This is a genomic window from Streptomyces sp. NPDC085932, assembly GCF_044540525.1.
Classification (GTDB): Bacteria; Actinomycetota; Actinomycetes; order Streptomycetales; family Streptomycetaceae; genus Streptomyces; species Streptomyces levis.
In genome coordinates this window covers 758,587-780,111 of record NZ_JBITSJ010000001.1, presented here as the reverse complement: position 1 = coordinate 780,111, position 21,525 = coordinate 758,587, and the positions used below count along the sequence as shown (strand labels likewise).

Sequence of the window (21,525 nt, the reverse complement as noted above, 5' to 3'; positions counted from 1 at the left end):
GTCACGGGACGTGCCCGACGACGCATCCGCAGCACGAGCACGACAGCGCACGGGAACCGGGATCGGCCTGCTGCTGGTCCTGGTTCTCGGGGCCGCGCTGCTCATCGCCCGGCCGGACGACGAGGACGCGGAGCCCGACGGCGGTGCCTGCCGGGCGCGCACGGTCCGCTCCTGGCAGGCGGACGAGCGCCTCACCGCCGAGTTCGCCCGCTACGGCGACGACGCCTCCCGCACCGACGACTGGACCGGTGGCGACGGCACCCACTCGGTGCGGCTGCCGGACGGCCGCGTGCTGTGGCTGTTCTCGGACACCTATCTGGGCCCGGTGTACGGCCCGCCCAACCCGCACGGCGAGTCCTACGCCTGGCGGGACGCCACCGCGCCGCTGGTGCGCAACTCGGCCGTGCTGATGCGCGACGGCCGGCTCGCATCCACGCTGCCCGCCCCGCTCTTCGCCGACCCGGCACCGAACCAGTGGCGCTGGCCGGTCGCGGCCCGCGTCGAACCCCGCTCCCCCGGCGCCGACGAGCAGGTCGTCCGCGTGCTGCTCTGGGTCCGCACGGCCGGTCCCGCCCCCTGGATCTACGGCGTGCCCACCGCGACCGAGGTCGCCACCCTCTCCCTGCCCGACCTGCGCCTGGAGTCGATCGTCAAGGTTTTCGACCAGCAGCTGGTCCCCGACCCGTCCCGGCGCGTGCTGTTCGGCACCACGCTGGTCGAGGAGGACGGCTGGACGTACGTCTTCGGCGGCGACGACGGCCGGGCCGCGTCCCGCCCGGCCTCGCACGCCCACGCCGCCCGGGTCCCGGAGGGGGAACTGGCCGACCCGGCCGCCTGGCAGTACTGGGACGGCTCCGCCTGGACGGCCGGTGCCCGCCCCCGGCCGGTGCTCGGGGACGGGCGGCGGCGGGGCGTGGGCAGCGCGTTCTCGGTGGTCCGGGACGAGGGGACCTACGTGCTGTTCACGATGGCCACCGGCACCAAGGGCCTGACCACCGTGGCCGCGTACTGGGCGTGCTCGCCGCAGGGTCCGTGGCACGGCCCGGCGAAGGAGTTCAGCCCGTCGCTGCCGGCGGGCCAGGTGGCCGCCTACAACCCGCAGACGCACCCGGTGCTCAGTGACGACGGGCGGCTCGTGCTGAGCTACGACGTCAACTGGCTGGAGACGACGGGCGCCGCCGCCCAGCTCAGCCGGAACGTGTCCCTGTACCGACCGCGGTTCGTGACGCTCCGGCTGGCTCCGGCGCGCTGACCCCGCCCGCGCCGGGGTCGTGCGAGCGGCGTTTGGCGATCACCGCGCAGACCATCAGCTGCATCTGGTGGAAGAGCATCAGCGGCAGCACGGCCAGCGAGGCCTGTGCGCCGAACAGGACGCTCGCCATGGGCAGTCCGGCGGCCAGGGACTTCTTCGAACCGGCGAACTGGAGCGTGATCCGGTCCTCCCGGCCGAAGCCCAGGGCCTTCCCGCCGTACCAGGTCAGCAGCAGCATGACGGCGAGGATCACGGCCTCGACGGCCAGCAGCCCGCCCAGCCGGAGGGGGCTGACCCGGTGCCAGATGCCCTGGACCATGCCCTGGCTGAACGCGGTGTAGACGACGAGCAGGATCGAGCCGCGGTCCACCAGGGCCAGGACCTTCTTGTGCCGCGTGACGAAACCGCCGATCCAGCGGCGCAGCAGCTGCCCGGCGAGGAACGGCACGAGCAGTTGCAGCACGATCCTCAGCAGCGCGTCGGCGGAGAAGCCGCCGCCGCTGCCGCCGAGCAGGGAGGCCGCGAGCAGCGGGGTGGCGATGATGCCGACGAGGGACGAGAAGGAGCCCGCGCAGATCGCGGCGGGCACGTTGCCCCGGGCCATCGAGGTGAAGGCGATCGACGACTGCACGGTCGACGGGACGAGCGTCAGGAAGAGCAGACCCTGCTGGAGCGGGTCCGTCAGGATCACCGGCACCAGTCCGCGGGACGCCAGGCCGAGCAGCGGGAAGACGACGAAGGTGCAGGCCAGGACCGTGACGTGGAGCCGCCAGTGGCGCAGTCCGTCCAGCGCCTCGCGGGTGGACAGCCGGGCCCCGTACAGGAAGAACAGCAGGGCGATCGCCGCCGTGGAGGCTCCGGAGGCCACCTCGGCGCCCGTCCCGCGCGCCGGGAACAGCGCGGCGAGGCCCACCGTCGCCAGCAGGAGAAGGATGTACGGGTCGATCGGCATCCGGCGCGGCCGGCGCAGGCGTTTCACGAGGCTCCACTCACTCGGTGCGGTCATCACGGGCGGGTCCCGCGAGGGCCGGGACGGCCCCCTTCCATCCTGCTCCCCCGGGCGGCGATCGGGAATCCCGTACACCGCTCTGACTGCCATCACGTTCCGCGATAAGCTCGGTCGCGTGTACGACCCCTCGCATCTGCGGACCTTCCTGTCGGTGGCGCAGACCCTGAGCTTCACGCAGGCCGCGCGACGGCTCGGGCTGCGGCAGTCGACGGTGAGCCAGCACGTGCGGCGGCTGGAGGACGCCACCGGGCGGACGCTGTTCAGCCGGGACACCCACTCGGTGGAGCTGACCGAGGACGGCGAGGCGATGCTCGGATTCGCGCGCCGCATCCTGGAGGTGCACGAGCAGGCGTCGGCGTTCTTCACCGGCACGCGGCTGCGCGGCCGGCTGCGGTTCGGCGCCTCGGAGGACTTCGTGCTGACGCGGCTGCCGGAGATCCTGGAGGGCTTCCGGCACGAGCACCCCGAGGTCGACCTGGAGCTGACGGTGGAGCTGTCGGGGACCCTGCACGAGCAGCTGGCCGCCGGGAAGCTCGACCTCGTCCTCGCCAAGCGGCGCCCCGAGGACCCGCGCGGCGAGCTGGTCCGGCACGACCGGCTGGTGTGGATCGGCGCCGAGCGACTGCGGCTGGACCCGGACCGCCCGGTGCCGCTGATCGTCTATCCGCCGCCGGGCATCACCCGGGCGCTCGCCCTGGAGGCGCTCGAGCGGCAGGGGCGTGAGTGGCGCGTGGTGTGCACGAGCGGCAGCCTCAACGGCCTCGTGGCGGCGGCCCGGGCGGGCCTGGGTGTGATGGCCCATTCCCGCGGTCTCATCCCGCCGGGTCTGGTCCGGGTCCCGGACCGGGCGGGGCTGCCGGAGCTGGGGCAGGTCGACTTCGTCGTGGTGCACGGCCGCCGCCGGCCCTCCGCGCAGGGTGCCGCGGACGCCCTGGCCGCGGCGCTGCTGTCCGGCGGGGACCGGTTGCACCGCACCGCGCGCAAGGGCCTGTGACGAGCCAGGAGTGACAGAATCCGCCGTCGCCGCGCTGACAGAGGAGACGCCGCGACGGTGCCCGGCATCCTGCCGCTGGAGTCGTACAGATTCGGTGGAGATTACGGCACCGAAACTTACTCAACCGTCAGTTTTCTGTCCGACCCTTCCCCATGTGAGCGCATTTTCCCTCGCTGACCAGCGAGGACGAGAGCGCTGCTCACCTTCGGCCCCCCTCCCGCGCGATGGTTGCTTGGGGTAGCTTTCACGGCGCTGTGCGGAGCGTCACTCAACCGAAGCGCTGAGGAGCGGGGAGCGGGGTTTGCGCGAGTTTTCCAACCCTCCGTTGGCGTTGGCACCTCCGGTGGGCGGTCTGGCCGACGTGGTGTTCCAGCATGCCCAGGAGGACCCGCTGCACCTCGCACTCGGCCGCAAGGACGAGTCCGGGCAGTGGCGGGACGTCACCAGCGCCGAGTTCCGCGACGAGGTCCTCGCCCTGGCCAAGGGCCTGCTGGCGAGCGGCATCCGGTTCGGCGACCGGGTCGCGATCATGTCCCGCACTCGCTACGAGTGGACCCTGTTCGACTACGCGCTGTGGACCATCGGCGCCCAGGTCGTACCGGTCTACCCGACGTCCTCGGCCGAGCAGTGCTTCTGGATGCTGTACGACGCCGAGGTGACGGCCGCGGTCGTGGAGCACGAGGACCACGCCATGACGATCGCCACCGTGATCGACCGGCTGCCGCAGCTGCGCCGCCTGTGGCAGCTGGACTCGGGGGCCGTGCACGAGCTGTACGACGCCGGCGCGCACCTCGACGACGAGGTGGTGCACCGCCACCGGCAGGCCGTCACCCCCGACTCGGTCGCGACGATCATCTACACCTCGGGCACCACCGGCCGCCCGAAGGGCTGCGTCATCTCGCACGGCAACTTCATGTACGAGGCGGACACGGTCATCGAGCGCTGGGAGCCGGTCTTCCACTCCAGGAAGGGCGACGAGGCGGCGACCCTGCTGTTCCTGCCGCTCGCCCACGTCTTCGGGCGGATGGTCCAGGTCGCGGGGATCCGGGGCAAGGTGAAGTTCGGCCACCAGCCGCAGCTCAACGCGGCGGCCCTGCTGCCGGACCTGGCCGCGTTCAGGCCGACGTTCTTCCTCGCGGTGCCCTACATCTTCGAGAAGGTGTTCAACGCGGCCCGCCGCAAGGCCGAGAAGGAGGGCCGCTCCGGCCCGTTCGAGAAGGCCGTCGACGTCGCCATCAAGTACGCCGACGCGGTGGAGGCCAGGGCCTGGGGCATCGGGCCCGGACCCTCGGCGGGCCTGCGCATGCAGCACCAGCTGTTCGACAAGCTCGTCTACTCCAAGATCCGCGCCGCGATGGGCGGCCGCATCAAGCACGCCATGTCCGGCGGCTCGGCGATGGACCGGCGGCTGGGGCTGTTCTTCGCCGGTGCGGGCGTGCACATCTACGAGGGCTACGGCCTGACCGAGTCCACCGCCGCCGCCACCGCCAACCCGCCCGGACGTACCCGGTTCGGCACGGTCGGGCAGCCCATCCCGGGCATGACCGTGCACATCGCGGACGACGGCGAGATCTGGCTGCGCGGCCACAACGTCTTCCAGGGGTACCTCAACAACCCCAAGGCCACCGACGAGTCCCTGCACGACGGCTGGCTGGCCACCGGCGACCTCGGCTCGCTCGACGAGGACGGCTACCTCACCATCACCGGCCGCAAGAAGGAGATCCTGGTCACCTCCGGAGGCAAGAGCGTCTCGCCCGGCGTGCTGGAGGAACGCGTGCGGGACCACCCGCTGGTCAACCAGTGCATCGTCGTCGGCAACGACCGCCCGTACATCGCCGCCCTGGTGACCCTGGACCAGGAAGCGGTGGAGCACTGGCTGACCATGCGGAACAAGCCGCGGATGTCCCCGGCGGAGCTGGTGCGCGACGCCGACCTGGAGACGGAGGTGCGGCGTGCGGTGGTCGCCGCCAACACGCTGGTCTCGCAGGCCGAGTCGATCCGCACCTTCCGCATCCTGGCCCAGCCGTTCACCGAGGAGCACGGGCTGCTGACCCCGTCGCTGAAGCTCAAGCGCAAAGCGATCGAAAAGGCGTACGAGAACGAGGTCGAGGCGCTGTACCGCGCGTGACGTCCGCTCTTTCCGGGCATGCGTCGGTTCTGAATTCTCCCGTCAGGAATGCATCACGGCTCGTGATCGTTGACGATGGGAGTGCCACTGACCACATACCGAAGGATCGAGAGCTCGTGAGCAAGGTCCCCCCGATCATCCTGAACAACGGCGTCGAGATGCCCCAGCTGGGCTTCGGCGTCTGGCAGGTGCCGGACGACGAGGCCGAGACGGCCGTCGCGACGGCGCTGGAGGCCGGGTACCGCAGCATCGACACAGCGGCGATCTACGGCAACGAGAAGGGCACCGGCAAGGCCATCGCCGCCTCGGGTGTCCCCCGCGAGGAGCTCTTCGTCACCACGAAGCTCTGGAACGCCGACCAGGGGTACGACTCGACGCTGCGCGCCTTCGACACGTCGCTGGACAGGCTCGGCCTGGACTACGTCGACCTGTACCTGATCCACTGGCCGACGCCGGAGCGGGGTCTGTACATCGACACCTACAAGGCGTTCGAGAAGCTGCACGCCGACGGCCGGATCAAGGCCATCGGCGTCTCCAACTTCCTGCCCGAGCACCTGGAGAAGCTGATCGCCGAGACGTCGGTCGTCCCCGCGGTGAACCAGATCGAGCTGCACCCCCACCTGCAGCAGCACGACGCGCGTGAGTACCACGCGGAGCAGGGCATCGCCACGGAGGCCTGGTCGCCGCTCGGCCAGGGCAAGGGCCTGCTGGAGGTCCCGGCGATCGTGGCCATCGCCCGGAAGCACGACCGCACGCCCGCGCAGGTCGTGCTGCGCTGGCACATCCAGCTGGGCAACGTGGTGATCCCGAAGTCCGTGACGCCCTCGCGGATCGAGGAGAACATCGCGGTCTTCGACTTCAGCCTGGACGCCGAGGACCTCGCGGCGATCAGCGCGCTGAACGAGGACCGTCGTCTGGGCCCGGACCCGGCGGAGTTCAACGACGCCTGAACCGCTCCGGCGGCGCCCCGGACCCGCAGCCTTTCCGGCTCGGGCCGGGGCGCCGCCGTTCCCGGACCCGCCGGCCCGGCCCCGGCCCGCTAGACGGGCTGCCCCACCGGCCGTACGACCACCGTGTTGACGTCGACACCGGCCGGCTGCCGCATCGCCCAGACCACCGAGTCCGCGATCTGGCCGGCCGTGAGGAGATGGCCGGGCGGGAGGCTGCCGTAGGAGTCCCAGAAGGGCGTCTCGGTCCGGCCGGGCGCGATCAGGGTCACGCCCACGCCCCACTCGGTGACCTGCCGCCGGGTGTTCTCGGCGAGCCCGGTCACCGCCCACTTGGTGGCTCCGTAGATGTTGCCCGGCGTGTGCACGAACCCTGCGACGCTGCCGACCAGCACGATCCGGCCGCGCGTCTGCTTCAGGGCGTCGATGGACGCCCTGATCAGCAGGGCCGGTCCGAGGACATTGGTCAGCACCATGTCGGTCCAGCCGGCCGGGTCGCCCTCGGCGACCGAGTCGTGGGTGGCGAAGCCGGCGTTGGCGACGACCGTGTCCAGTCGGCCGAACGCCTTCACGGTGGCGTCGACCGCGGAGCGGACGTCGTCGTACACGGCGGTGTCCCCCGCGATCGTCAGCAGTTCCCCGGGCCGCCCCAGCTCCTCGGCGAAGGCGCGCAGCCGCTCCTCTCCGCGCCCGGTGACGGCGACCCGGTACCCGGCGTCCAGCAGCCGGCGTGCCACGGCGGCGCCGATCCCGCTGCCCCCGCCGGTGATGAGTGCCACCTGGTTCTCTGACATGGATTCCCCCTGCGTATGCGGTCGGATGCGCGATGCCGGGAAGTCCATCAGTTGGAGAGCTCTCGAAGTCAAGGGCCCGCGGCCGCTAGGCGGGCCGGACCGCGGTGTGGACCGTGTGGGCCTCCAGTACGAACACGTCCGGGCGGCGGTGCAGGCTCGCCTCGTCGTCGGGGTCGAGGAGGCGGTCGAGGGTGGCGATGTCCTCGGCGTCGAGGGCCTGCGTGAGCCGCTCCCGCCGGTGGGTCAGCGAAGCGACCACATAGGCGCGCGCCCGGTCGGAGGCGGGTGCGGGCAGGTCCAGCAGGAAGGCGTGCGACCGGGCGGGCTTCAGGCCCGCGGCGGCCAGCAGGGCGGGCCAGTCCTCCGTCTCCGCGACATGCCCCGGCAGGTCCTGACGCATCCGCGTGAACCACTCCGCCTCCACCGCGTCGATGCGCGCCTGGAGCCCGGGCCGGCCGATGCCGATGTCCCGCGGCAGGTACCGCGGGGGCAGCCCGCCCTCCATGAGGGCGAGGGTGCCGCCCGGCGCGAGCCGCTGCGCGAACGCGGCGAGCGCGGCCCGCTGGTCGCCGAGATGGTGCAGGCTGCGTCCGGCATAGAGCAGGTCGGCCGGGTAGTCCAGTTCGTCCAGTGCGTCGGGGAGTTCACCGGCGATCGTGCCGAAGCGGTCGGCGACCCCCTGCCGCTCGGCTCGGGCCCGGGCCCGTTCCAGCAGCGGCTCGGCCCCGTCCACCGCGACGATCCGCGCGCCCGGGAACGTCTCGGCGAACAGGCACGCCACGACGCCCGGCCCGCTGCCCGCGTCGACGATCAGCCCCGGCTCGGTCACCTCCCGCGCCAGCCACCCCAGGGCCCGCTCGTACAGGGACGCGAACAGTTCCGCCGAGGACTCCAGCATCGGGCCCATCGCGGCCCAGTCGATGTCCGTGGGGTGGCCGGGGTGGTGGCCCTGCCCGTGCCCGGGTGCGTCGTCGTGGTGGTCGTGCGCCATGGTGGTCAGCCTCTCGCTCGGATGCGGTCAGCGTGCGCCGACGCACCGCGAAAGGCCACCGTTGTTGCCGCTCCCGCAAGACGGCACACACACATCCGCCGGGGCTCGCAGCCCCGGCGGACCCGTGGGGACGGGGTGTCAGCCGCTCACGACAGCGGCGGGTACGCGTTCTGCATCAGCTGCCGGAACTGGGCGGAGAACCAGCGTCCGGAGATCGGCGCGTCCGGCAGGGCACCGGACATGTTGTTGTTGTTGCGCGGGTTGCCCGTGTAGGTCGGGTCGCACATGCGGTCGAAACCCTTGCCCTCGTCGTTGTCGATGGCCTTGCTCGACCCGTCGGACTCGCCCGGGGGCTTCATCCACACGTACGCGTCGATCCCGGCGGCGGGGTTGGCCTGCGGGCGCTCGCCGAGGCCGGCTCCGGCCTGGTTGCACCAGTTGCCGGGGTGGATGCGACGGTCGTAGCGGCCGCCGTCGACGTAGGCGTCCACCGAGGTCTGCGGACCGGGGCCGGCGGGCCGGGCGGTGCCGCCCCATCCGTTGCGGGAGGTGTCGATCAGCATGCCGATGCCGGAGGGGAAGCCGATCGAGACCAGCTGGTTGCGGAAGGCCTGGGCGAAGGAGAGTTCGTCGGTGTAGCGGTTCCAGTCGACCCACTTCGACTCGCGCACGGACTTGCCCGCGACGTTGTCGGTGATGGAGAAGTTGTTCTCCTTCAGAGCGCTGTAGTTGGCCGTGTTGGTGATGAAGCCGTGGACGTCGTTGACGGTCGCGCCCTCGGCGGTCGCCGCCTCCTTGAACAGGGCGGCGGAGGGGCCGAAGTTGTCGTCCCAGCCGATCCAGCCGTGGTGGCCGGCGTCGACGTAGTTGTAGACGTTGGGCACGTCGCCGAGCTTGTTGAGCGCGTAGCCGACGCCCTTGACGTAGTTGCCGTTGGCCTTCATCACGTCGCACTGGGGGACGGCCGTGGGGCGGCTGCCGGTGTTGGTGACGAGGTTGGGCAGGGAGTCGATCTCGACCGTGGTGACGATCCGCAGGGAGGCGTACTTGGGGTCGGCGAGGATCGTCTTGATCGGGTCGATGTACTCGGTCTTGTAGCGGTCGATCTCGTCGGCCTTCAGCTCGCCGTTGGAGGCCAGGGCGGAGCAGTCCCGGCCGGGCAGGTTGTAGATGACGAACTGCACGACGAGTTCGCCGGATCCCTTCTGGCGCAGGGCCTCGTCGAGGTGGGCGCGCAGGCCCATCTTGCCGCCGGCGCCGTTGATCGCGGCGATCCGGTCCAGCCAGACACCGGTGGGCTGGTTGGCGACGCGGCTGCCGCCCGGCTCGGCCGCGGCGTTCGCCGACCACTCCGGGTTCACGTACACCTTGGCGCCCTGGTAGGGGTTGTCGACCCGGTTGGCGGGACCGCCCGGGTCCGGCGGGTCCGTGGGTCCGCCGGACCCGCCGTCGTCGACGTTGCAGGTCACGCCGTCGAGGGTGAAGGTGGCCGGGATCGCGTTGCTGCCGCTGTGACTGCCCTGGAAGCCGAAGCTGACCGAGGCTCCGGTCGCCAGCCGGGCGTTGTAGCTCTCGTTGGCGGCGGTGACGTCGGCGCCGCTCTGGCTGATCCTGGCGTTCCAGCCGCTGGTGACCTTCTGGTTGCCGGCGTAGGACCACTTCAGCGACCAGGAGGACTTGGCGGCGCTGTGGTTGGTGAGGGTCACGGCGGCGGTGAAGCCGGTGCCCCACTGGTTCTGGATCTTGTAGTCGACCGTGCAGGGGACGGCGGCGGTGCCGAGGCCGCCGGGGTCGACGGCGAACGCGGTGCCGGTCGCGCCGGCGACCAGGGCCATCGCGGCCAGTAACGCTGTTCTGGTACGGCTCATGAGTGCGGGTGTCCCTTTCGCTGGGGGTGTCAGCCGTTCGGGACGCGCTCCGGCAAGGACCCGAGGAACCCGGTACCGGCAGGCGCGCAGCAGGGGACGTCCGCACGGGCGGCGGCTAAAAGTACTGAACGCGAGAGGTGTCGCATGAGCGACTCCTTGCAGGCCGGGCCCGTCGTGGCGGACGCGTCGACTGATGGAATCGCTCCCACTGGTGCCAAGGAAGGTAGCGCCAAGTGCGGGCGAAGAACAGGGGAGTTGACGAGTTTCCCGCGACGGGCGGCGTCGAATCTTTTCGACTCTTCGAACGTCTTGACCGGTACCTGACGGGTCTTCACTATGGGAGCGCTCCCACTGGTTCAAGCCTTGACATCTCCGAGCCGCAAGGAGGAACCAGCACCATGCATCCCCCACCCCGGAGACGCGGAGCCGCGCGACGCCTGTGGACCGCCGCTCTCGCAGCTCTCGCGCTTCCGCTGACGATGCTCTCCTCGGGGTCGACGCCCGCCCAGGCGGCGCCGCTCCAGTGCAGCGTCGACTACAAGACGAACGACTGGGGTTCCGGTTTCACGGTGGACCTGACCCTCACCAACCGCGGCACGGACGTCATCGACGGCTGGACGCTGACCTACGCCTACTCCGGCAACCAGCGGCTGGGCAACGGCTGGAACGGCAGCTGGTCGCAGTCCGGGCAGAACATCACCGTGAAGAACGCCGCGCACAACGCCCGGGTCGCGGCGGGCGCGGCCGTCTCCACCGGCGCCCAGTTCAGCTACAGCGGCACCAACACCGCGCCGACGTCCTTCTCGGTCAACGGCACCCCGTGCACCGGCGCGCACCAGCCCCCGATCACGGTGCTGACCAGCCCGGTCGCCGGCGCCGTCTACAGCCAGGGCGAGGCCGTGCCGCTGGCCGCCACGGCAGCCGCCGCGGACAACGCCACGATCAGCAAGGTGGAGTTCTACGACGACACCACGCTGCTCGGCACGGACACCAGCGCGCCCTACGCGCTCTCGGTCTCCAGCTTGACCGTGGGCAGTCATTCCCTGGTGGCGAAGGCGTACGACAGCATGGGCGCCTCGGCCGGGTCCACGCCGGTGGGCATCACCGTCGCCTCCGGTCCGGCCGTCGTCGCCTCCCCGCTCCAACTGGGCGTGCAGTCCGGCAAGTCGGGCACGTACGAGGTGAAGCTGTCCAAGCAGCCCGCCGCGAACGTGACGGTGACCTCGGCCCGCGCGAGCGGCAACACGAACCTGTCGGTCTCGTCCGGCGCCTCGCTCACCTTCACGCCGCAGAACTGGAACACCGCGCAGAAGGTGACGGTCACCGCCGCGAACTCGGGTTCCGGCTCGGCCGTGTTCGAGTCGACGGCGGCGGGGCACGCCAAGGCCGCGGTCACGGTGACGCAGCTGGGCGCGACCAAGGCGTACGAGGCGCGCTTCCTGGAGCTGTACGGGAAGATCACCAATCCGGCGAACGGCTACTTCTCCCCCGAGGGCATCCCGTACCACTCGGTCGAGACGCTGATCGTCGAGGCGCCGGACCACGGCCATGAGACCACGTCGGAGGCGTACAGCTACCTGCTGTGGCTCCAGGCCATGTACGGCAAGGTGACGGGCGACTGGTCGAAGTTCAACGGCGCGTGGGAGCTCATGGAGAAGTACATGATCCCCACCAAGGCCGACCAGCCGACCAACTCCTTCTACAACCCGTCCAAGCCGGCGACCTACGCGCCCGAGCTGGACACCCCGGCCGAGTACCCGGCCAGGCTCGACTCCGGCGTCCCGGTCGGCCCCGACCCGATCGCGGCCGAGCTGAAGAGCGCCTACGGCACCGACGACGTCTACGGCATGCACTGGCTGCAGGACGTGGACAACGTCTACGGCTTCGGCAACGCGCCCGGCAAGTGCGAGGCGGGCCCGTCCGACACCGGCCCGTCGTACATCAACACCTTCCAGCGCGGCGCGCAGGAGTCGGTGTGGGAGACGGTGCCGCAGCCGACCTGCGACGCCTTCAAGTACGGCGGCAGGAACGGCTTCCTGGACCTGTTCACCGGTGACGCCTCCTACGCCAAGCAGTGGAAGTTCACCAACGCCCCGGACGCCGACGCGCGGGCCGTGCAGGCCGCCTACTGGGCGGACCTGTGGGCCAAGGAGCAGGGCAAGGGCGGGCAGGTCTCCGCGACGGTCGCCAAGGCGGCCAAGATGGGCGACTACCTGCGCTACTCCATGTTCGACAAGTACTTCAAGAAGATCGGCAACTGCGTCGGACCGTCGACCTGCCCGGCGGGCACCGGCAAGGACGCCTCGATGTACCTGATGTCCTGGTACTACGCCTGGGGCGGCGCCACCGACACCAGCGCCGGCTGGGCCTGGCGCATCGGCTCCAGCCATGCCCACGGCGGTTACCAGAACCCGCTGGCCGCGTACGCGCTCGCCAACTACGCGCCGCTGAAGCCGAAGTCGGCGACGGGTGCGGCGGACTGGGCCAAGTCCATGGACCGGCAGCTGGAGTTCTACCGCTGGCTGCAGTCCGACGAGGGCGCCATCGCGGGCGGCGCGACCAACAGCTGGGCGGGCCGGTACGCGACCCCGCCCGCCGGCAAGTCGACGTTCTACGGCATGTACTACGACGAGAAGCCGGTGTACCACGACCCGCCGTCCAACCAGTGGTTCGGCTTCCAGGCGTGGTCCATGGAGCGGGTCGCCGAGCTGTACCAGCAGACGGGCAACGCGCAGGCCAGGACGGTCCTCGACAAGTGGGTCGACTGGGCGCTGTCCAAGACCACGTTCAACCCGGACGGCACGTTCCGGATCCCGTCGACGCTGCAGTGGTCGGGCCAGCCCGACACCTGGAACGCGTCGAGCCCCGGCTCCAACAGCGGGCTGCACGTGAGCGTCGTGGACTACACCAACGACGTGGGTGTGGCGGCGGCGTACGCCAAGACGCTGACGTACTACGTCGACCGCTCGGGTGACACCGAGGCCGCGGCGGCCGCGAAGAAGCTGCTGGACGGGATGTGGGACAACCACCAGGACGCGCTGGGGATCGCCGTCCCGGAGAACCGGGCCGACTACAACCGGTTCGACGACCCGGTGTCCGTCCCGAGCGGCTGGACGGGCACGATGCCGAACGGTGACGCGATCAACTCGTCGTCGACGTTCGACTCGATCCGGTCCTTCTACGAGGACGACCCCGCGTGGTCGAAGATCGAGAGTTACCTCGCGGGCGGAGCGGTGCCGTCGTTCACGTACCACCGGTTCTGGGCCCAGGCGGACATCGCCCTGGCCATGGGCTCGTACGCGGAGCTTCTCGAATAGCCCCCGCCGGACGCCCCGCGGGTCGGGCCGTGGTGCTCTGCCGGCCGTGTGCGGCCGTCGCGCCCGCGCGGCGGAGCCGCACAGGGATGCAGCGCCGCGCCCCTTCGACAGCAGGTGCGTCCGAAGCTCCGCGTGCGCGGCCCCGCACCTGACGCGGGGCCACCGCAGCCGGGCGGCTCCACCCGCACGGGAGCCGCCCGGCTCTCGCACGTTCCCCCTCACCGGAAGGAACCCCGCCGTGCGAAGAACCCGTGTCCTCACGGCCGTGCTCGCGCTGGCCGCAGGGCTGCTGTCGGGCGCCCCCACCGCGCTGGCCGCCGACCCGCCGGCGCCGAGGGTCGCCGCCGACACCTACACCTGGAAGAACGCCCGGATCGACGGGGGCGGCTTCGTCCCCGGCATCGTCTTCAACCGCTCCGAGAAGAACCTGGCCTACGCCCGCACCGACATCGGCGGCGCCTACCGCTGGCAGGAGTCCTCGAAGACCTGGACGCCGCTGCTGGACTCGGTCGGCTGGGACGACTGGGGGCACACGGGCGTGGTCAGCATCGCCTCCGACTCCGTCGACCCGGACCGGGTGTACGCGGCGGTCGGGACGTACACGAACGGCTGGGATCCGAAGAACGGCGCGATCATGCGCTCCTCGAACCGGGGGGCGAGCTGGCAGAAGACGAATCTGCCGTTCAAGCTGGGCGGCAACATGCCGGGGCGGGGCATGGGCGAGCGGCTGGCCGTCGACCCGCACCGCAACAGCGTGCTGTACCTGGGCGCCCCCAGCGGCAAGGGCCTGTGGCGGTCGACGGACTCGGGGGTGACCTGGTCGCAGGTGGCGAACTTCCCCAACGTCGGGAACTACGCGCAGGATCCGAGCGACACCTCCGGCTACTCCTCCGACAACCAGGGCATCGTCTGGGTCACCTTCGACGAGTCCACGGGCACGGCCGGCAGCGCCACCGAGACGATCTACGTCGGGGTCGCCGACAAGGACAACGCGGTGTACCGGTCGACGGACGCGGGCGCGACCTGGCAGCGGCTGGCCGGCCAGCCGACCGGGTACCTCGCCCACAAGGGCGTGCTGGACGCGGAGAACGGCTACCTGTACCTCGCGTACAGCGACAAGGGCGGCCCGTACGACGGCGGCAAGGGCCGGCTGTGGCGGTACGCGACGGCGACGGGCACCTGGACGGACATCAGCCCGGTGGCGGAGGCCGACACCTTCTACGGCTTCAGCGGGCTGACCGTCGACCGGCAGAAGCCGGGCACGGTGATGGCGACCGCCTACAGCGCCTGGTGGCCGGACACGCAGATCTTCCGCTCCACGGACAGCGGTGCGACCTGGACCAAGGCGTGGGACTACACCTCGTACCCGAACCGGGAGAACCGCTACACCATGGACGTCTCGTCCTCGCCGTGGCTGACCTGGGGCGCGAACCCGCAGCCGCCCGAGCAGACGCCGAAGCTCGGCTGGATGACCGAGGCCATGGAGATCGACCCGTTCGACTCCGACCGCCTGATGTACGGGACGGGCGCGACCATCTACGGCACGGAGAACCTCGGGAACTGGGACAGCGGCGGGAAGTTCACCGTCAGGCCGATGGTGCGCGGCCTGGAGGAGACAGCGGTCAACGACCTCGCCTCTCCCCCGTCCGGGGCCCCGCTGCTGAGCGCGCTCGGTGACATCGGCGGCTTCCGCCACACGGACCTGACGAAGGTCCCCCCGATGATGTTCACCCAGCCCAACTTCACCACGACCACCAGCCTGGACTTCGCCGAGTCGAACCCGGACACCGTGGTCCGTGTGGGCAACCTGGACTCCGGCCCGCACATCGCGTTCTCGACGGACAACGGGGCCGACTGGTTCGGCGGGACCGACCCGTCGGGCGTGAGCGGCGGCGGCACGGTCGCGGCGGCCGCGGACGGCAGCCGGTTCGTGTGGAGTCCCGACGGCGCCGGCGTGCACCACACGACCGGCTTCGGCACGTCCTGGCAGGCCTCGGGCGGCATCCCCGCCGGGGCGGTCGTCGAGTCGGACCGGGTCGACCCCAGGACCTTCTACGGCTTCAAGTCCGGGCGGTTCTACATCAGTACGGACGGCGGGGCGACCTTCGAGGAGTCCCCGGCCACCGGCCTGCCGAGCAGCGGTGACGTCCGCTTCAAGGCGCTGCCCGGCGGGAAGGGCGACGTATGGCTGGCGGGCGGTGCGCCGGACGGCGCGTACGGCCTGTGGCACTCCACGGACGGCGGGGTGAGCTTCACCAGGCTCTCCGGCGTCGAGCAGGCCGACACCGTCGGCTTCGGCAAGGCCGCGCCCGGCGCCTCCTACCAGACGCTGTACACCAGCGCGAAGATCGGCGGGGTGCGCGGCATCTTCCGCTCCACGGACCGGGGCGCGAGCTGGACCCGCGTCAACGACGACGCCCACCAGTGGGGCTGGACGGGGGCGGCGATCACCGGCGACCCGCGGGTCTACGGCCGGGTCTACGTCTCCACGAACGGCCGGGGCGTGATCTACGGCGACACCTCCGGCGGCGGCACGACGGACCCCGGCCCCGGCCCGGGGCCCACCGGGACCTGCGCGGTGACGTACAAGGTCACGAGCCAGTGGCCGGGCGGCTTCCAGGGAGAGGTGCGGCTCACCAACACCGGCTCGGACCCTTGGACCGGCTGGTCCCTCACGTGGTCCTTCGCCGACGGCCAGAAGCTGACCCAGGCGTGGAACACGGAGGCGACGCAGTCGGGCACGACGGTCACGGCGAAGAACGCCGGCTGGAACGGCACGGTGGCCAAGGGTGCGTCGGTGAGCTTCGGCTTCACGGCGAACCGGTCGAACGCCAACACGAACCCGACGGCGTTCCGCCTGGGCGACCGGAACTGCGCGGTCACCTGACGGGGCCTCGGGAGGCGCGACCCGGGTCCGGGTCGCGCCCTCGGTCGTGGTCCCGTACATCGGCGTATCTCTCCGTCAGTTCCGCCACCGTGCGGGCCAGCCGTGTGCGCAATTCCGGTGGGTGAAGGACCTCGACGCCGGTGCCCAGGCGGAGGAACTCCGCGTGGGCGTGGTCGACGGACTCGATGGCGACGGTGACCCGGCGCCAGCCGTCCCGGTCCGGCTCGGCCTCGTCCTGCACCGGTCCGGGGAGGGTCACGCCCGGCGCCAGTCGCACCACCGCCCGGCCCGTGCGCAGCCGTGCGGGGAAGTCACGCTGGTAGGCCGCCCAGTACCCGGCGAGATCGAAGCCGTCCGGGCGGGTGAACTCCTCGTCCGTGGCGGAGAGCCGGAGGATCTGGTCGACGCGGTAGGTGCGCGGTCCGGGCCCCGCGACCACGTACCAGCGGCCCGCCTTGAGGACCAGCCCGTACGGTTCCAGACGGCGTTCCACGTCGGTCGGCTCACGCCAGCGGCGGTACAGGACCTGCACCGCGCGCCCACGCCACACGGCGTCGGCCACGTCCGGGAGGTACGGCGTCTCGTCGGCGTCGGCGTACCAGCCGGGCGCGTCGAGGTGGAAGCGGCCGCTGATCCGGTCCGCGTGGACGCGCAGCTCCGGCGGCAGGGCGGCCCGGACCTTGAGCTGGGCGGCGGCCAGGACCGAGCCGAGTCCGAGCTGCGCGGCGGCCCCGGGGGCACCGGCCAGGAAGAGGGCCTCGGCCTCGCCGGCGGTGAGACCGGTGAGCCGGGTGCGGTAGCCGTCGAGCAGACGGTAGCCGCCGGCGTGGCCCGCGTCCCCGTACAGCGGCACACCGGCGGCGCTCAGTGCCTCGACGTCCCGGTAGACCGTCCGGACCGACACCTCCAGTTCCTCGGCGAGCTGGGCGGCGGTCATCCGGCCACGGGTCTGGAGCAGCAGGAGGAGGGAGACGAGCCGGCTGGATTTCACTGACACATGGTGTCAGTGGACCGGCCGTAGCGTCCGGGCATGCCTTTCAGCGAGAAGCTGCTGACCGTGCCCCCGCCTCTGGAGATCGCCGGGCGGCACGTCAAGCGCTACCACGTCACCGCGGACCCCGCGGGCATCGAACCCGAGGTGGAACGGGCGGCCTGCGCGATCCTGCCCGAGCTGCTGCCGGAGCCGGACGGCACGCCGCCTGCGACCTTCGTCGTGCTGCACCGGGGCGGCGACGACGGCGCCTATCTGAACGCCTACAGCTGGGTGTGGGACAACGTCCCGCACTTCAAGGGCGCTGCGGCGGGCCAGCCGGTGCTGGGCTGCCCGGATCGCGACCCGACCCGCTTCATCGTTCCCGCCCTGCCGTGGATCGGCTGCGTGTGGGAGCTGCCGCCGATCCTGCACGAGCGGGACGCCTGGGTGCGGCACCTGCTCGCCCCCGACGTGCCCGACCTCGGGGCCTACCTGACCGACTCGCTGCCCGAGGGAACCACGGGAGACCGCACCTGAGCAGCCCCGACGACTTCGACTTCTTCCACGGTGACCGGGAGGTCCGCCACCGTCACCGCACCGGCTTCCTCGACCCGGAACCCACGCCGGCCCGGACGTCCGGGTGCGGTTCGTCCGGTCGGGCGTCTCCGCGACGACGGCCCGCTGGGAGCAGGCGCTCTCCCGGGGCGGTGGAACGACCTGGCTGACCAACGGGGTCACGGTCTTCACCCGGGCTTGCGGAACGCCCGCAGGCTGAACACCGGGTCCGGGCGCGGCCGGTCCTGGTCGGGCAGTCGCGCGAGCCGCTCGGCGTACTCCTCCGCGAGGGGCTCGCCGGGCGGCAGGGTGACGAACCAGCCGCGGCGCAGGTCGGCGATGGTGCGGCGCGGGCTGCGGCCCTGGCCGTGTCCGGTGAACCGGCCCCGCCCGGCCGGGACCAGGCCGTGGGCGGCGGCGTGGGCCTCGACGTCCGCCGCCGCGTCACGGACCGGGCTGGGCGGCCGCGTGGACAGGACGACATCGATGTCACTTCCCACGTTGTGGGAGGCGGCCTTGTCCACCGTCGTGACGTAGACCCCGCCGGGGCGCAGCACCCGGGCGCACTCGCCGACGACGGCCCGCACGTCGGCGGGCCCGTCGGCCAGATGCAGCAGCCAGACCGTGCAGACGGCGCCGAACTCCCCGTCCCGGAAGGGCAGCCGGCGGCTGTCGGCGCGGACGACGGCGCCGGGCAGCCGGGCGGCGGCCTGACGGGCCATCGCCGGGGTCAGGTCGACGCCGATCACGCGCATGCCGGCGCGTGCGGCCGCGAGCCGCCGGGTCACGATGCCGGTGCCGCAGGCGACGTCGAGCAGGCCGCGTGTTCCCTCCGGTACGAGACCGAGCACCGCGTCCGCGGCGGCGGCCGCCCGGGGCTCACCGCCGCGGGAGGCGTCGTACCGCTCCGCTTCCTTGTCGTAGTCGAGCACGCGGTCAGTGTGCCCCGTGTCCGGGTGCCAGGTCCTCCACCCTGCGGGCGAGCTCGAAGTCCTTCTCGGTGACGGCACCGCCCGCGCTGTGCGTGTGCACGGACAGGGAGACGGTGTCGTAGCCCAGGGTGAGATCGGAGTGGTGGTCCAGTTCCTCCTGGACCTGGGCGATGTGCACGACCATCGCCGTCGCGGCGAAGTGCGAGCCGAGCCGGTAGGAACGGGTGAGGCGGTCCCCGTCGAGCGTCCAGCCCGGCAGTTCGGCCAGCCGGTCCTCGATCTCCTTCTGCGACAGCGGTTCGACGGGCATCGGCGGTGCTCCTTCCGTCGCTGCGGGTGTCCTCGTCGCCTCTCAGCCTGCCACAGCGCACCGTCCGAGACCCTGGTCAGAGCGCCGTGCCCTGTCCGCTGCGGACGGTTCTCGGCTACGGTCCCGGCATGACCACTCACCCGTCCACCGCGCAGCAGGGCGTGGGCCCCCTGCTGCGGGCCTGGCGGGAGCAGCGGCGGGTCAGCCAGCTGGAGCTGGCCCTGCGCGCGGACTCCTCGGCCCGCCACATCAGCTTCGTCGAGACGGGCCGGTCCCGGCCCAGCGAGGAGATGGTGCTGCGGCTGGCCGAGCACCTGGACGTCCCCGTGCGGGAACGCAACGCGCTGTTGCTGGCGGCCGGTTACGCCCCGCGCTACCCCGAGACGCCGCTGGACGACCCGGCTCTGGGCCCGCTGCGCGAGGGCATCGAGCGGCTGATCGGCGGGTACGAACCGTATCCGGCACTGGTGGTGGACGCGCGGTACGACGTGGTGGCGGCCAACCGGGGGGTCATGGCGCTGGTCGACGGTGTCGCGCAGGCCCTGCTGGAGCCGCCGCTGAACGCCATGCGGCTGGCGCTGCACCCGGAGGGTCTCGCACCCCGGATCCGGAATCTGCGGGCCTGGCGCGGGCATCTGCTGGAGCAGATGGAACGGCAGATCGCGCTGCACCGCTCCGAGCCGCTGCGGGCGCTGTACGAGGAGGTGGCGGCGTATCCGGTGCCGGACGAGGATCCGGCCGAGGAGCCCGCGGAGCCCGTGCCGTACTTCGCGCTGCCGCTGCTGATCGAACACGAGGGGCGGACGCTGTCGTTCATCTCCTCGATCTCCACGTTCAACACCCCGATGGACGTGACCGTCGCCGAACTGGCCGTCGAGACCCTGCTCCCGGCCGACCCGGCGACGGCCAAGTACCTTCAGGAATCCATTTCCTGACGCGCTTTCAGGGCGATGTGCTGCAGTGCTGCGAAGCCGGCCACCGTCAGCGCCTGGAGCACGGTCCACACGGCGCCGGCGGTGCTCGGCGAGAGCCACAGCGCCAGGGCCACGAGGCTCAGTACCGTCCAGGCGAGGTTGGCCTCGACGACGGCCCGCACGCCGAGCGCCGGGGGCCTGCGGCGGGCGGCCAGCAGGCCCACGCCGGCCGTGTACACGGCGAGGAAGGCGCCCAGCGCGAGCAGCAGCGAGGCGTCGGCCCCGAGGAAGCGCCCCAGCGGACCGGACAGGGCGAGGTAGGCGAGGGCGTTGGCGCCGGTCACGACGGCGTCCAGGGCCAGGAAGCGGCGCAGCATGGACTGCGGCTCGGCGGTCCGGGCGAGCGCGGCGAGCTGGGTCGCGGACATGGGCATCATCCTCCGTCGGTTGCGGTTGCCGGCCGGGCCGGCCCGTGCGGGCCCGTCCCCCGGGGGTGGTACGGCCGGGGGTGGTACGGCCGGGGGTGGTACGGCCCGGCCGGGTCCCGGGCCGGAGTGCGCCGGCCCGGAACCCGGTGTGTTCACGATCCCGTCCGGGCGCCGCCCGGTCGATTACCCGTGGGGTAATCCCCGTGCGCCCCCCTTCCGCGCGATCTCCTCGCCGTCAGGCCTGTGAGGCGGGCGGCCGGGCGTGCCACACTGATCGCGGACGTGGCACGTTGGGGAGGCGTGGCGTGAGTGAACGGCGGGCCGCACCCACCGTGGGCCAGGTGGTGCTGGGCAAGCGGCTGCAGGAACTGCGCGAGGCGGCGGGCCTCAGTCGCGACGAGGCCGCGCGCGTGCTGCGCGTCGCCCCGGCGACCGTGCGGCGGATGGAGACCGCCGACGTCGCGCTGAAGATCCCGTACGTGCAGATCCTGCTGACCGCGTACGGGGTGGCCGACGACGAGGTGACCGCGTTCGTCGAGCTCGCCGAGGAGGCGAACCGGCCCGGCTGGTGGCAGCGGTTCCACGACGTGCTGCCCGAGTGGTTCAGCCTGTACGTCAGCCTGGAGGGCGCCGCCCGGATCATCCGCTGCTACGAGCCGCACTTCGTGCCGGGACTGCTGCAGACCGAGGGATACGCGCGGGCCGTGCTGGAGTCCGGCACCATCGCGAACGCCGGCCCCGAGGCGGTCGAGCGGCACGTGGCGCTGCGGATGGAGCGGCAGCGCCTGCTGGAGCGACCCGACCCGCCGCACCTATGGGTGATCATGGACGAGACGGTGCTGCGCCGCCCGGTGAGCGCCGACGGCCGGGTCATGCGGGAGCAGCTGGACAAGCTGCTGGAGTACGCCGCGCGGGACCGTGTCACGCTCCAGGTGGCCGAGTTCGCGGACGGGCCCCATCCGGGCACGTACGCCCCGTTCTCACTGTTCCGCTTCGCCGAGCCGGAACTGCCCGACATGGTGTTCACCGAGTACCTGACCGGGGCGCTGTACCTCGACTCCCGCAAGGAGGTCTCGACGCACCTGGAGGTCCTGGACCACATGACGGCCCGGGCCGGCTCGGCCCAGCGCACGGAGGAACTGCTGCGGGAGTACCGCGACAGCTACTGAGGCGGCTGCCCGTCCCGCCGCAGGTCATCCCGGCCACGACGTCATGGCACGGGTACT

Annotated in this window: 17 protein-coding genes; 9 read left to right on the top strand and 8 right to left on the bottom strand. The window is 71.8% G+C overall.

Going from position 1 to position 21,525, the window contains the following annotated elements; translation table 11 throughout:
* Nucleotides 1-10 precede the first annotated feature (10 nt).
* The gene (locus tag ACIGAQ_RS03085) at nt 11-1,252 is read left to right on the top strand and encodes a DUF4185 domain-containing protein (RefSeq protein ID WP_399778732.1); all 1,242 of its coding nucleotides are present in this window, start codon (nt 11-13) and stop codon (nt 1,250-1,252) included.
* Here ACIGAQ_RS03085 and ACIGAQ_RS03080 read toward each other — a convergent pair.
* The gene (locus ACIGAQ_RS03080; protein ID WP_399780647.1) at nt 1,188-2,204 is read right to left on the bottom strand and encodes a bile acid:sodium symporter family protein; all 1,017 of its coding nucleotides are present in this window, start codon (nt 2,202-2,204) and stop codon (nt 1,188-1,190) included. The genes ACIGAQ_RS03085 and ACIGAQ_RS03080 overlap by 65 nt on opposite strands.
* 172 nt (nt 2,205-2,376) lie before the next feature.
* Between ACIGAQ_RS03080 and ACIGAQ_RS03075 the strand changes: the two genes are divergently transcribed.
* From ACIGAQ_RS03075 to ACIGAQ_RS03065, 3 genes are all read left to right on the top strand, one after another.
* The gene (locus tag ACIGAQ_RS03075) at nt 2,377-3,255 is read left to right on the top strand and encodes a LysR substrate-binding domain-containing protein (protein ID WP_311680992.1); all 879 of its coding nucleotides are present in this window, start codon (nt 2,377-2,379) and stop codon (nt 3,253-3,255) included.
* Between the two features lie 301 nt (nt 3,256-3,556).
* Nucleotides 3,557-5,383, top strand: a complete 1,827-nt coding sequence (locus ACIGAQ_RS03070) for an AMP-dependent synthetase/ligase (RefSeq protein ID WP_399778730.1) — start codon at nt 3,557-3,559, stop codon at nt 5,381-5,383.
* Nucleotides 5,384-5,541: 158 nt separating this feature from the next.
* On the top strand, nt 5,542-6,333 hold the full coding sequence (locus ACIGAQ_RS03065; RefSeq protein WP_399780644.1) for an aldo/keto reductase: 792 nt from the start codon (nt 5,542-5,544) through the stop codon (nt 6,331-6,333).
* A gap of 89 nt (nt 6,334-6,422) precedes the next feature.
* On the opposite strand, the gene ACIGAQ_RS03060 is transcribed toward ACIGAQ_RS03065, so the two are convergent.
* From ACIGAQ_RS03060 to ACIGAQ_RS03050, 3 genes are all read right to left on the bottom strand, one after another.
* Complete coding sequence (locus ACIGAQ_RS03060) at nt 6,423-7,124, bottom strand: SDR family oxidoreductase (protein WP_311680990.1); 702 nt, start codon at nt 7,122-7,124, stop codon at nt 6,423-6,425.
* An 85-nt stretch (nt 7,125-7,209) separates the two neighbouring features.
* Nucleotides 7,210-8,115, bottom strand: a complete 906-nt coding sequence (locus ACIGAQ_RS03055) for a class I SAM-dependent methyltransferase (RefSeq protein ID WP_399778728.1) — start codon at nt 8,113-8,115, stop codon at nt 7,210-7,212.
* Nucleotides 8,116-8,261: 146 nt separating this feature from the next.
* Nucleotides 8,262-9,983: a glycoside hydrolase family 6 protein gene (locus ACIGAQ_RS03050; RefSeq protein WP_399778726.1), complete on the bottom strand. Its 1,722-nt coding sequence runs from the start codon at nt 9,981-9,983 to the stop codon at nt 8,262-8,264.
* Nucleotides 9,984-10,381: 398 nt separating this feature from the next.
* On the opposite strand from ACIGAQ_RS03050, the gene ACIGAQ_RS03045 reads away from it, so the two are divergent.
* Entirely contained in the window at nt 10,382-13,300 is a 2,919-nt protein-coding gene (locus tag ACIGAQ_RS03045) for a glycoside hydrolase family 48 protein (protein ID WP_399778724.1), read from the top strand.
* 238 nt (nt 13,301-13,538) lie between these two features.
* A complete protein-coding gene (locus tag ACIGAQ_RS03040) occupies nt 13,539-16,187 on the top strand; it encodes a cellulose binding domain-containing protein (protein ID WP_399778722.1) in 2,649 nt (882 codons plus the stop codon).
* Here the strand turns inward: ACIGAQ_RS03040 and ACIGAQ_RS03035 are convergent.
* The gene (locus tag ACIGAQ_RS03035) at nt 16,180-17,178 is read right to left on the bottom strand and encodes a helix-turn-helix transcriptional regulator (RefSeq protein WP_399778720.1); all 999 of its coding nucleotides are present in this window, start codon (nt 17,176-17,178) and stop codon (nt 16,180-16,182) included. The two genes, ACIGAQ_RS03040 and ACIGAQ_RS03035, sit on opposite strands and share 8 nt — an antisense overlap.
* Nucleotides 17,179-17,217: 39 nt before the next feature.
* Here ACIGAQ_RS03035 and ACIGAQ_RS03030 point away from each other — a divergent pair, with 39 nt between their 5' ends.
* Entirely contained in the window at nt 17,218-17,697 is a 480-nt protein-coding gene (locus tag ACIGAQ_RS03030; RefSeq protein WP_399778719.1) for a hypothetical protein, read from the top strand.
* A gap of 206 nt (nt 17,698-17,903) precedes the next feature.
* Here the strand turns inward: ACIGAQ_RS03030 and ACIGAQ_RS03025 are convergent, their stop codons facing one another.
* Both ACIGAQ_RS03025 and ACIGAQ_RS03020 read right to left on the bottom strand, forming a co-directional pair.
* Entirely contained in the window at nt 17,904-18,647 is a 744-nt protein-coding gene (locus tag ACIGAQ_RS03025) for a class I SAM-dependent methyltransferase (RefSeq protein WP_311680982.1), read from the bottom strand.
* Between the two features lie 4 nt (nt 18,648-18,651).
* A complete protein-coding gene (locus ACIGAQ_RS03020) occupies nt 18,652-18,957 on the bottom strand; it encodes a 4a-hydroxytetrahydrobiopterin dehydratase (RefSeq protein ID WP_311680981.1) in 306 nt (101 codons plus the stop codon).
* 128 nt (nt 18,958-19,085) lie between these two features.
* Here ACIGAQ_RS03020 and ACIGAQ_RS03015 point away from each other — a divergent pair, with 128 nt between their 5' ends.
* Complete coding sequence (locus ACIGAQ_RS03015) at nt 19,086-19,892, top strand: helix-turn-helix domain-containing protein (RefSeq protein ID WP_399778716.1); 807 nt, start codon at nt 19,086-19,088, stop codon at nt 19,890-19,892.
* Here ACIGAQ_RS03015 and ACIGAQ_RS03010 read toward each other — a convergent pair.
* Nucleotides 19,874-20,299 (bottom strand): hypothetical protein, encoded by a 426-nt coding sequence (locus ACIGAQ_RS03010; RefSeq protein WP_399778714.1) that lies wholly within the window; start codon nt 20,297-20,299, stop codon nt 19,874-19,876. The two genes, ACIGAQ_RS03015 and ACIGAQ_RS03010, sit on opposite strands and share 19 nt — an antisense overlap.
* A gap of 305 nt (nt 20,300-20,604) precedes the next feature.
* Here ACIGAQ_RS03010 and ACIGAQ_RS03005 point away from each other — a divergent pair, with 305 nt between their 5' ends.
* Complete coding sequence (locus ACIGAQ_RS03005; protein WP_311680977.1) at nt 20,605-21,468, top strand: helix-turn-helix transcriptional regulator; 864 nt, start codon at nt 20,605-20,607, stop codon at nt 21,466-21,468.
* Nucleotides 21,469-21,525 lie beyond the last annotated feature (57 nt).